At 43.7% G+C, this 12,098-nt stretch carries 10 protein-coding genes and 1 pseudogene; 3 read left to right on the top strand and 8 right to left on the bottom strand.

Going from position 1 to position 12,098, the window contains the following annotated elements:
* Positions 1 to 208 precede the first annotated feature (208 nt).
* The 8 genes from ihfB to ansB form a co-directional block, all read right to left on the bottom strand.
* On the bottom strand, positions 209 to 493 hold the full coding sequence (ihfB, locus tag EAE90_RS19455; protein ID WP_214054883.1) for an integration host factor subunit beta: 285 nt from the start codon (positions 491 to 493) through the stop codon (positions 209 to 211).
* A 65-nt stretch (positions 494 to 558) separates the two neighbouring features.
* The gene (gene rpsA / locus EAE90_RS19450; RefSeq protein WP_036781169.1) at positions 559 to 2,232 is read right to left on the bottom strand and encodes a 30S ribosomal protein S1; all 1,674 of its coding nucleotides are present in this window, start codon (positions 2,230 to 2,232) and stop codon (positions 559 to 561) included.
* A 179-nt stretch (positions 2,233 to 2,411) separates the two neighbouring features.
* Positions 2,412 to 3,095, bottom strand: coding sequence for a (d)CMP kinase (gene cmk, locus EAE90_RS19445; RefSeq protein WP_110086175.1), 684 nt, complete (start codon positions 3,093 to 3,095; stop codon positions 2,412 to 2,414).
* Between the two features lie 179 nt (positions 3,096 to 3,274).
* The gene (gene aroA, locus EAE90_RS19440; protein WP_214054882.1) at positions 3,275 to 4,561 is read right to left on the bottom strand and encodes a 3-phosphoshikimate 1-carboxyvinyltransferase; all 1,287 of its coding nucleotides are present in this window, start codon (positions 4,559 to 4,561) and stop codon (positions 3,275 to 3,277) included.
* 122 nt (positions 4,562 to 4,683) lie between these two features.
* Entirely contained in the window at positions 4,684 to 5,772 is a 1,089-nt protein-coding gene (gene serC, locus EAE90_RS19435; protein ID WP_214054881.1) for a 3-phosphoserine/phosphohydroxythreonine transaminase, read from the bottom strand.
* Between the two features lie 192 nt (positions 5,773 to 5,964).
* Entirely contained in the window at positions 5,965 to 6,231 is a 267-nt protein-coding gene (locus EAE90_RS19430) for a hypothetical protein (RefSeq protein WP_246550976.1), read from the bottom strand.
* A gap of 8 nt (positions 6,232 to 6,239) precedes the next feature.
* Positions 6,240 to 6,515, bottom strand: coding sequence for a type II toxin-antitoxin system TacA family antitoxin (locus EAE90_RS19425; protein ID WP_214054880.1), 276 nt, complete (start codon positions 6,513 to 6,515; stop codon positions 6,240 to 6,242).
* Between the two features lie 170 nt (positions 6,516 to 6,685).
* On the bottom strand, positions 6,686 to 7,729 hold the full coding sequence (ansB, locus tag EAE90_RS19420) for an L-asparaginase 2 (RefSeq protein ID WP_214054879.1): 1,044 nt from the start codon (positions 7,727 to 7,729) through the stop codon (positions 6,686 to 6,688).
* Between the two features lie 138 nt (positions 7,730 to 7,867).
* On the opposite strand from ansB, the gene ycaO reads away from it, so the two are divergent.
* The 3 genes and pseudogenes from ycaO to EAE90_RS19405 all read left to right on the top strand — a co-directional run.
* Positions 7,868 to 9,631, top strand: coding sequence for a 30S ribosomal protein S12 methylthiotransferase accessory factor YcaO (ycaO, locus tag EAE90_RS19415; protein WP_214054878.1), 1,764 nt, complete (start codon positions 7,868 to 7,870; stop codon positions 9,629 to 9,631).
* Positions 9,632 to 9,951: 320 nt separating this feature from the next.
* Positions 9,952 to 10,809: a formate transporter FocA gene (gene focA / locus EAE90_RS19410; protein ID WP_214054877.1), complete on the top strand. Its 858-nt coding sequence runs from the start codon at positions 9,952 to 9,954 to the stop codon at positions 10,807 to 10,809.
* 55 nt (positions 10,810 to 10,864) lie between these two features.
* Positions 10,865 to 11,971: pseudogene (locus EAE90_RS19405) on the top strand (pyruvate formate lyase family protein); the annotation flags it as partial.
* Positions 11,972 to 12,098: the final 127 nt, after the last annotated feature.

The following is a 12,098-nucleotide window of genomic DNA, read 5'->3' as shown; positions in this document are numbered from 1 at the left end:
TTTCTGAGGACACAGGACAAGGGGCAAGGGATACAACGCCAAATTGACAGGATGATGGGGAAGGTTTTCTCAGTATAAAAGTTAGCTCTTTTTATATGAGCCTTGATTAGATCAAAAAAGTGCTGACCAAAAGGCCAGCACTTTGTTATGAATCTAAAACAGCATCGAAACACTGTTTAGAATAAGCAATAACTTGTTATCTTCAAACTTAATCGTAGATATTCACGCGATCACGTAACTCTTTACCAGGTTTAAAATGGGGAACGTATTTACCTTCCAGCTCCACTTTATCACCGGTTTTAGGGTTACGGCCTACGCGCGGAGCACGGTAGTGAAGAGAAAAACTGCCGAATCCGCGCACCTCTATACGTTCACCATCTGCCAATGTTATTGTCATATGGTCGAGTATTTCTTTCACTGCATCTTCAACGGTTTTGGCCGAAATATGAGATTGCTGGCCAGCAAGTCTTTCAATTAATTCAGACTTGGTCATAAGTACCTCCCTAAACTACCGCACCTGGATAACACTTACGTGTTATCCACCGTTATTCACTTGAATTATTCGCCTTTCGCTGCTTTGAAAGCTTCAGCCATTGCATTGTTTGCAAAGTTTGCGTCTTCTTGTTTGTTCACAGAAGCGATAGCGTCTTTTTCGTCAGCTTCGTCTTTGGCGCGAACAGACAGGTTGATAACGCGGTTTTTGCGATCAACACCAGTATATTTAGCTTCAACTGCATCACCCACGTTCAGAACCAGTGTTGCATCTTCAACACGGTCACGAGAAGCTTCTGATGCACGCAAGTAACCTTCAACGCCGTCAGCCAGTTCTACTGTCGCACCTTTAGCATCAACTGCGGTAACTTTACCATTAACAATAGCACCTTTCTTGTTCACAGACAGGTAGTTATTGAATGGATCTTCTGCCAGTTGTTTAATGCCCAGGGAGATACGCTCACGCTCTGCATCTACTTGCAGAACAACAGCCGCGATTTCATCGCCTTTTTTGTATTCACGAACTGCTTCTTCTCCAGCAACGTTCCAGGAGATATCAGACAGGTGAACCAGGCCATCAATGCCGCCATCCAGACCAATGAAGATACCGAAGTCAGTAATAGACTTGATCTTACCTTCAACACGGTCATTTTTGTTGTGAGTTTCAGCAAATAGCTGCCAAGGGTTAGCTTTACACTGTTTCAGACCCAGGGAGATACGACGACGTTCTTCGTCGATATCCAGAACCATAACTTCCACAACGTCACCAACGTTAACCACTTTGGATGGGTGGATGTTTTTGTTGGTCCAGTCCATTTCTGAAACGTGTACCAGACCTTCAACGCCTTCTTCGATTTCTACGAAGCAGCCGTAATCAGTCAGGTTAGTTACGCGACCAGTCAGTTTAGTGCCTTCTGGATAACGCTTAGCGATTGCCACCCAAGGATCTTCGCCCAGTTGTTTCAGGCCCAGAGATACACGGGTACGCTCGCGGTCAAATTTCAGTACTTTAACTGCGATTTCATCGCCCACATTGACGATTTCACTTGGATGTTTAACACGTTTCCAAGCCATATCAGTAATGTGCAGCAAGCCATCAACGCCGCCCAAATCAACAAATGCGCCGTAGTCAGTCAGGTTCTTAACGATACCTTTAACTTCCATACCTTCTTGCAGGTTTTCCAGCAGTTGATCACGTTCTGCGCTGTTTTCAGATTCGATAACAGCACGACGAGAAACTACGACATTGTTGCGTTTCTGATCCAGTTTGATGACTTTAAACTCAAGCTCTTTACCTTCCAGGTGAGTTGTATCACGAACTGGACGAACATCAACCAGAGAACCAGGCAGGAATGCACGGATACCGTTCAGTTCAACAGTAAAGCCGCCTTTTACTTTGCCGTTGATGATGCCGGTAACAGTTTCTGCGTCTTCGTAAGCTTTTTCCAGCATCAGCCACGCTTCATGGCGTTTTGCTTTCTCACGAGACAGAACAGTTTCACCGAAACCATCTTCAACAGCGTCTAGCGCAACATCAATTTCATCACCAACCTGGATTTCCAGCTCACCCTGAACATTTTTAAACTGTTCTACAGGGATAGCGGATTCTGATTTCAGACCTGCATCAACCAATACAACGTCTTTATCAATAGCAACAACGATGCCGCGAACAATAGCACCTGGACGAGTTTCAATAGATTGCAGGGATTCTTCAAAGAGTTGAGCAAAAGATTCTGTCATGTTAATGATCTTCAAGATTTTAATTTAACGTCCATTTAGCTTCCCGCCGAATGGGGTTGTTTTACATGCCCCGCTACGATTCCTGTAACAGGGTTGTTTAGTTTGCGGAAAAATTCTCTACCCGCGTACCCAATTTTTAGTACATCGTCACCAATTATAAGCTAAAAACTTAAAATCGTTCAGGTAATTGAAAGAATTTTTTTCGCATAATTTAGCGCCTGGTCGATAACTTCCTCGATAGACATACTGGTTGAATCCAATATTAATGCATCTTCAGCCGGCGCTAATGGTGCAACTGCCCGGTTACGATCGCGGTAATCACGCTCCTGTATCTCGGACAAAAGACATTCAAAGTTAACACTAAAGCCTTTTTCCTGCAACTGTAGCATACGTCTGCGCGCACGTTCTTCTGCGCTGGCATCAAGGAATATTTTCACCGGAGCATCAGAAAACACCACGGTTCCCATATCACGACCATCGGCAATCAAGCCCGGCGCAACCCGAAAAGCACGCTGACGCCGTAACAACGCTTCACGAACCCGAGGGAAAGCAGCCGCTTGCGAGGCAGTATTACCGACCGTTTCAGTACGGATCTCATTACTGACATCCTCGCCTTCAAGCATCACACTGAGCTTCCCTTTGCCAGGGACAAAACGTACATCAAGATTAGCAGCCAGAGGAACTAACGCATCTTCAGACTGGATATCCACCTGATGATGAATCGCGGCCAGTGCCAACACTCGATAAATAGCGCCTGAATCAAGCAGTTGCCAGCCTAAAACCTCTGCCAATGCCTGGCATAACGTTCCTTTACCTGCGCCGCTTGGCCCATCAACAGTTATTACTGGGGCTATCGCCACCATTATTGTTCTCCTTTAGCATGGCAAGTTAACACTTCATCAGATGCTGAATATTTACTCAATAAAATAATCAATATCTGCCGTTTATTATATGCACTCAAAGAGTGAACGAAATAAGCGCATGCCATGTAGATAGATTTTACTCAAAGAAATACGCTTTATTGAATCATAATAATCGATAATTATGACTTTCGCTGGCTTAATCTCTCCAATTGATCGAAATAGTTGGGAAAAGTCTTTGCTGTACAACCTGGATCGAGAATGGTAACTGGTGTATCGGACAGTGCCACCAACGAAAAACACATCGCCATTCGATGATCATTATAGGTGCCAATCTCAGCAGGTAATAACCTTGATGGCGGTGTGATGCGAATGTAATCAAGCCCCTCTTCCACCTCTGCGCCGACTTTACGTAATTCAGTCGCCATCGCATGGAGCCGATCCGTCTCTTTTACCCGCCAGTTGTATATATTACGAATGACGGTCTCCCCTGCCGCAAACAACGCCGTGGTTGCAATGGTCATAGCCACATCAGGGATCTCATTCATATCCATATCAATGCCAGTGAGGGTGCCGCGCTCACATTCAACAAAATCATCACCCCAACGAATTTTCGCCCCCATTTTCTCCAGCACATTGGCAAATTTGGTATCCCCTTGCAGGCTATGTTTACCAATTCCAGTCACCCGCACAGTGCCGCCTTTAATTGCTGCGGCCGCCAGAAAATAGGAAGCAGAAGAAGCATCACCTTCAACCAAATAATGCCCCGGAGAAACGTATTGCTGTCGGCCTTTAATATGGAAAATCTGATATTGATCGTGATTTACGGTAATACCGAAACTTTTCATCAATGCCAGAGTGATATCAATATAAGGTTTGGAAACCAATTCCCCTTGAATATGAATCTCAGAATCATTTTCTGCCAATGGCGCAGCCATCAGCAATGCGGTCAGAAATTGGCTGGAAACACGGCCATCTACCGTCACTTTGCCGCCAACAAAACCCCCTTTGATGTGTAACGGTGGATAATTTTCCTGCTCCAGATAATCAATTTCCGCCCCTCCCTGACGTAAAGCATCCACCAGATGACCAATCGGACGCTCTTTCATCCGAGGTTCGCCGGTAAGAACGACGTTATTTTCACCCAAGCATAACGCGGCAGTTAGGGGGCGCATTGCCGTACCGGCATTACCCAGAAACAGTTCCAGCGGGCTTTTATGGGTAATCAACCCACCAATACCGTCAACTTCACAACGAGTACGATCATCAGATAAACGATAACTAACACCCAACGCAGCCAAGGCATTGAGCATATGGCGAATATCATCACTATCCAATAAGTTAGTTAAGCAGGTAGTGCCTTTGGCAAAAGCCGCCAATAATAGCGCACGGTTAGAAACACTTTTTGACCCTGGCAGGTTAATAATTCCATTAACGGAGGAAATAGGTTGTAGCATCAAGGATTGCATAAATAACAGGCTCTCTGATTCTCGATTAGATTATTTTAATTATTGAGTCATTTTTGCGTTTGAGGAAATATTTTTTACCTTGAATAAACCGGGAACCATTGTTCCCGGCAATGGTTAGCAAATTAGCCGTTACGACGCTCAAAATCAGCCATAAAATCAACTAAAGCCTGAACCCCTTCTATCGGCATCGCATTATAAATAGAAGCGCGCATACCACCGGAAATCCGGTGTCCTTTCAATGCCTGCAACCCTTGTGCATCAGCTTCTGCCAGAAATTTGCTGTCCAGTGAGGCATCTGCCATCTGGAACGGTACATTCATCAGAGAACGATTTTCAGGTGCAACCTGATTGCGATAAAAATCACTCTTATCAATCGCACGATAAAGCAGTTCAGCCTTAGCTTGGTTACGTTTTGCCATCTCTTGTACCCCACCTTGCTCTTTCAGCCATTTGAAGACCAAGCCAGAGAGATACCAGGCAAACGTCGGCGGTGTGTTGAACATAGAGTCATTCTCTGCCAAAACCGCATAGTCAAAAATAGACGGGGTTTCTTTACGGGCTTTGCCTAATAAATCTTCACGTACAATAACCAATGTGATACCCGCTGGACCAATATTTTTCTGCGCTCCCGCATAAATCATACCGTAACGGCTCACATCCAATGGCCCGGAAAGGATAGAAGAAGAGTAGTCGGCAATAATAACTTTATTATCATCAAATTCTGGTTGTTCATAAATGGCGATACCATCAATAGTTTCATTCGGGCAATAATGAACATAAGCCGCATCATCGCTCAATGACCATTCACGCATTGGCTTAACGCTTCTCAAACCATTAACTTCGGTTTTGATATTAATCACATTCGGCGTACAATATTTTTTGGCCTCTTTAACTGCACATGCAGCCCAATAACCGCCATCAATATAATCGGCTTTAACATTGTCACCCAGTAAGTTCATCGGGATAGCGGCAAATTGACCGCGGGCGCCGCCATGACAGAACAATACCTTATAGTTTTCAGGCACTGATAATAAATCCCGCAAATCATTTTCAGCTTCCTTTGCCACTGCGATAAATTCCTTACCGCGATGACTGACCTCCATAATTGAAGTCCCAATACCATGCCAGTTGCAGAGCTCCTGTTCAGCTCTACGCAATACTTCAACCGGTAACATAGCGGGACCTGAACTGAAATTATATACCTGATTCATTTACCTCACCTTATTCTGACGAAATAACAATGATTGATAGCAATAAATAATCTGATATATCGGTTGTACCACTCCCATTTCATTGCTGCAATGGTTATTCAAACGTTGAGCAAAACTATCGCAAAAATAGCCAATAAACTGGTGCATTCAGCGCTATTACAGGTGAACTGCTTATTTTTTTACCTTGTTTATCTACAGCAATGAGAGGAAGGAATAATGTGTTGGATATCGTGGCAATTTCTTAATAGTAGCCGTCGGGAAGTTGTTCAACTGGATACCGGCAGCAGCCAGAGTATAATATCCCGCTAAACGGTGATCATGAAGCGCAACAAAACAAGCTGCTACGCGGCGCCTAACATCCTGACCAACCTGTCTCTGAAAATAACCATCTAGAAATTCTGAACCACTGTAGAACGAATCACGATCGTGTTCTTCGTTGAGTTGCATAACATCAAACATCGTGGAACTCATTCTGATCGTAACAAAGATCGGTGCTGTGCAAATGCACGTTCAAGCGCCGGAGTCGATTCCGGTGGATTCAGCAATGCCTGCGCAAAACATTGCTGATCGGCCAGAGACAAACGGGGTACTTCTGACTGCTCAATTGCACGTTGCGCCGCATCCTGTGAAGCAGACACAACAAAATCAGTCATAGTACGTCCTTGAATTTCAGCGGCCCGTTTAATCAGGGCATGTAGTTCAGGATGCATACGCGCCTCAAAACGCACGGTGGAAGCAGCCATAATAGATCTCGACTAAAATTATCCGGCAAATTTCCGTACAAATAATATTTTGGCTACTTTTTGTAGCAGAATGCTACTTTCAACGACTAGTTTTAATCAGCACATTCCCTCGCTATAGAGCGCGGAATTCCATCACCCGCGCGCCCTATTTGTTATCTCTGAATCACGAATCAATATTTCACAAACATCTCGTGAATTTTCACCGGATCATGCGTTTCAGTCAGCGCTAATTGTAAAAGTACTCTGGCCTTTTGCGGATTCAGACGCTCAGAAGCGACAAAGCCATGCTTGCTATCATCCACTTCCGCATCCTGAGTAACATACCCCACCGGTACACGGCTTGATCTGACAACCACAACCCCATCTTTAGCCGCTTGAGCCAAAGTGTCGAAAATCGCCTTGTACATATTACCGTTGCCCACACCGGCGCTGACAATACCTTGATAACCATCTTTCAACAAAGCTTTCGCCGGCAGGTCAGACGCATTGGCATAGTTATAAACAATACCTACTTTCGGCAATTTATCGAGTTTACTGACATCAAAAATAGCCTTATTGGCTCTCGGCTTCGCGTCAGCGTAATAATTGACTTTGCCATTATGAACAAAGCCCTCAGCACCCGCATTAATTGGCTGGAATGCCTGAACTCCGGTGGTGCTCATTTTCACCACGGTACGCCCACTGATAACCGCATCATTCATTGCCATCAACACACCACGTTTGGCTGATGCTTGATCACTGGCAACCACCACAGCGTTATACAGATTTAACGGGCCATCGGCACCAAGCGCCGTAGATGGGCGCATCGCACCAACCATGACAATCGGTTTCTGGCAGTGGGTAGTGAGATCGAGGAAATAAGCAGTTTCTTCCATTGTGTCAGTACCGTGGGTGATAACAAAACCATCGGTCTTGTCACAATCAGCGTTGATTCTTTTCGCTAGCGTCAACCACACCTGATCATTCATATCCTGCGAACCAATACTAACCACCTGCTCGCCTTTTAGGTTGGCGATATTTTTGATCTCAGGAACAGCATTGACTAATTCATCAATAGCAACTCTTCCAGCAACATAGCTGGATTGGATTGCAGATTTCCCACCTCCGGCAATCGTTCCTCCCGTCGCCAAAAGTGTAATATTTGGTAAAGCAAAAGCAGAACCACTAATTAATGCCAATAAACTGGCTAATGCTGTGTGTTTCATCTTTTTCATGCTTCTTCCTTAATAAAAAATATCCTATTAGATTATGGATGATGATAACAATAAATCTGTGATAGATACCAGACTTTAGCTACTGAAAAAAAACTCGTATGATGAGCGCCCCATAACGAGCACTCATAAGTGAATACCATGACGCAAACCTTTATCCCCGGCAAAGACGCCGCCCTGGAAGACTCAATCAACGGTTTTCAGCAAAAACTACAACACCTTGGTTTTAACATCGAAGAAGCTTCATGGCTGAATCCGGTTCCCAATGTCTGGTCAGTTCATATCCGTGACCGCGATTGTCCTCTCTGCTTTACCAATGGCAAAGGCGCCAGCAAGAAAGCCGCTTTAGCCTCTGCTTTAGGGGAGTATTTTGAACGCCTGTCAACTAACTATTTTTTTGCTGACTTCTATTTAGGAGAAGCTATCGCTAACGGTGATTTCGTCCATTATCCCAATGAAAAATGGTTTGCTTTACCGGACGATGATTCTCTACCCGAAGGCATTCTGGATAACCGGTTACTCCAATTTTATAATCCTGAAAATGAGTTATGCGCCAGTCAGTTAGTCGATTTGCAATCAGGTAATGAAGAGCGTGGTATCTGCTCCCTGCCGTTTACTCGTCAATCTGATCATCATACCGTCTATATTCCTATGAATATTATTGGCAATCTTTATGTTTCCAATGGTATGTCAGCTGGCAACACGATGAATGAAGCCAGAGTTCAGGGGCTATCCGAAGTTTTTGAACGTTATGTGAAGAATCGTATTATCGCCGAAGGCATCAGCCTGCCGGAAATTCCCCAGGAAGTGATGAATCGTTATCCTGGCGTTGTTGCCGCAGTCAGCAAATTACAGGATGAAGGTTTCCCACTCTATTGTTATGACGCTTCCCTCGGTGGGCAGTTCCCGGTTATTTGTGTAGTGCTGTTTAATCCTAATAACGGGACTTGTTTCGCCTCTTTTGGGGCGCATCCTGAATTTGGTGTGGCGCTGGAACGTACTGTTACCGAATTATTACAGGGCCGCAGTTTGAAAGATCTGGATGTATTCAATGCCCCCACTTTCGATAATGAAGAAGTGGCAGAACATACCAATCTGGAGACTCACTTCATTGATTCAAGCGGTTTAATCAGTTGGGATCTGTTTAAACAAGATGCTGATTATACGTTCACTGACTGGAATTTCAGCGGCACGACCGAAGAAGAGTTCGCCACTTTGATGGCAATCTTCAAACAATTAGGTGCCGAAGTTTATATTGCTGACTATGAGCACCTCGGTGTTTATGCCTGCCGTATTCTGGTTCCGGGGATGTCTGATATTTATCCTGTGGAAGATTTACATCTTGCTAATAACACGATGGGAACCCATCTGCGGGAAACTTTATTAGCGTTACCGGATAGCCAATGGCCAGCCGAAGAATATCTGGCGCTGATTGAGCAATTAGATGAAGAAGGTTTAGATGATTTTACCCGTGTTCGTGAATTGCTTGGCATTGCTGTAGGTAAAGATAATGGCTGGAGTAATTTACGTATTGGTGAGTTGAAATCCATGTTGGCACTGGCTGGCGGTGATTTAGAACAGGCTTTAATTTGGGTAGAATGGACCCAAGATTTTAATGCCTCAGTCTTTACCACCGAACGCGCTAATTATTATCGCTGTTTACAAACACTACTTTTACTTGCTCTGGAAACGGATAAAGCGCCTGCACAATATTATCAAGCATTCGTAAAAATGTACGAGCAAGATGCGGTTGAAGCAGCATCAGCAGCTATTTCTGGTGAACACTGTTTTTATGGCCTGTGGTCAGTCGATTCAGATTTAAAATCACTGCCCGCTCATCAGGCTTTATTAGCCGCTTATGAGAAGCTGCAAAAAGCAAAACGCGATTTCTGGAACGCAAAGTAAAATTGTAGAAAAGACCATTCATAATTAAAAGTAAAATTCAGGTTAAATTAACTTTATTCTCAACAACAAATAAACAACAATTTGGCCTGTAATTTTACTTATCAAACTTCCTACTTGCGGATGAAATAAAAAAATATCATAATTTTTAAAATTTTTTTATTGCATTAAAATCAATAAATTAACTGTAATTTTCACCATTTCCCTTCGCTAAAACAGCATCTACTCTCAGAGGATTATTGATCTATATCAAATTCTCCCCTTTAAGCCTTTGTTACTATCGTTACGTACCGTAACTTATTAATGATAAAGAGTATGTTGGTATGAAAGCTGACACCCCCTTTAACCTATTACCACCTGCGGTAATGACACAGATCGCCAATGACATTAGTGTTTATAAAACCACTAAACCTGTCGCCATTACTTATCTATCAGCAATAACTGCCGGGGTTTTTATTTCCATTGCATTTGTCTTTTATATTACCGCGACTACAGGAACTGCATCTGTCTCTTATGGGCTGGCTAAATTAGTTGGCGGCATCTGTTTCTCCCTTGGATTAATGTTAGTTGTCGTATGTGGCGCAGATTTATTTACCTCCACTGTGCTAACGATTATTGCCAAAGCAACCGGGCGTATAACCTGGTATCAAATGATTAAAAACTGGATTAACGTTTATCTCGGTAATTTGATTGGCGCACTATTTTTCGTCGCCATTATCTGGTTTGCCGGTCAATATCGTGTTGCCGACGGATTGTGGGGCTTGAATGTATTGCAAACAGCAAACCATAAAATGCACCACTCTTTTATTGAAGCGCTATTTTTAGGTATTCTCGCCAATTTAATGGTTTGTCTCGCTGTTTGGATGAGTTATGCCGGACGTAGTTTAATGGACAAAATATTTGCCATGATTTTGCCAGTAAGTATGTTTGTCGCCAGCGGCTTTGAGCACAGTATTGCGAATATGTTTTTAATCCCGCTTGGCATTATTATTAAACACTGCGCCCCAACTGAATTCTGGATTAATGTGGGTACGACGCCTGAACAATTTTCTCAACTCACCATTTCACACTTTATTACTGACAATTTAATTCCGGTCACTATTGGTAACATTATTGGTGGTGCCGTCTTGGTGGGTTTAACTTACTGGTCAATGTATCTGCGTAGTGAGCAAAAATATTAATTCGCACCCTTATTTAGTTTCTCAAAAGTTCGATTATTACAAAGGTAGAAGTATCATGGCTGAATTAAATAAAAAATTCTCTATAGCATGGCAAGATTTTAACCAAGGGGATTGGCAGAATGAAGTCAACGTTCGTGACTTCATCCAAAAAAATTATATTCCATATGAGGGTGATGAATCTTTCCTGGCAGGTTCGACAAAAGCGACCGATACCTTATGGGAAAAAGTCATGGAAGGCATCAAAATCGAAAACCGCACTCATGCACCGGTTGATTTTGATACTGATGTTGCCGCTACGATTACCTCCCACGATGCAGGCTACATCGAAAAAGATCTGGAAACTATTGTTGGCTTGCAAACGGAAGCGCCATTAAAACGTGCGCTGATCCCATTTGGCGGCATCAAAATGGTGGAAGGCTCATGTAAAGTTTATGGTCGTGAACTCGATCCTAAATTGAAACAAATTTTTACTGAATACCGCAAAACGCATAATCAGGGTGTTTTTGATGTTTACACGCCAGATATTCTGAAATGCCGAAAATCCGGGGTTCTGACCGGTCTACCTGATGCCTATGGCCGCGGTCGCATTATTGGTGATTACCGTCGCGTTGCGGTATACGGCATCGATTTCTTACGTGATGATAAATTAGCTCAATTCAATTCATTGCAGGAAAAGCTAGAAAACGGTGAAGATCTGGCAATGACGATTCAATTGCGTGAAGAGATCGCTGAACAGCACCGCGCTCTGGGCCAGATTAAAGAGATGGCGGCTAAATACGGCTACGATATTTCTGGCCCTGCTACTAATGCTAAAGAAGCGATACAGTGGACTTATTTCGCTTATCTGGCGGCGGTTAAATCTCAAAATGGCGCTGCGATGTCCTTCGGTCGCGTATCTAGTTTCCTGGATATCTACATCGAACGGGACCTGAAAGCAGGTAAACTAACAGAAGTTGAAGCACAGGAGTTGATTGACCATCTAGTGATGAAACTACGTATGGTTCGTTTCTTGCGTACCCCTGAATACGACGAACTGTTCTCCGGCGACCCAATCTGGGCAACAGAATCGCTGGCAGGTATGGGGCTGGATGGTCGCACACTGGTGACTAAAAACAGCTTCCGTTTCCTGAATACTCTATACACAATGGGTCCATCACCAGAACAGGGCGGGATTCCACTTTGTATTTAATTTAATCAAAGATAAGTTGACTACGGAATTCCCCTGACCAAATGGCTCTTCGACGTTTAGCCGCCTGACTGTCTTTTATACTGGTATTCTGTTTAATCAC

This window comes from Photorhabdus caribbeanensis, from assembly GCF_018448885.1.
Lineage (GTDB): Bacteria > Pseudomonadota > Gammaproteobacteria > Enterobacterales > Enterobacteriaceae > Photorhabdus > Photorhabdus caribbeanensis.
This window is presented reverse-complemented; position numbering and strand designations above follow the sequence as displayed.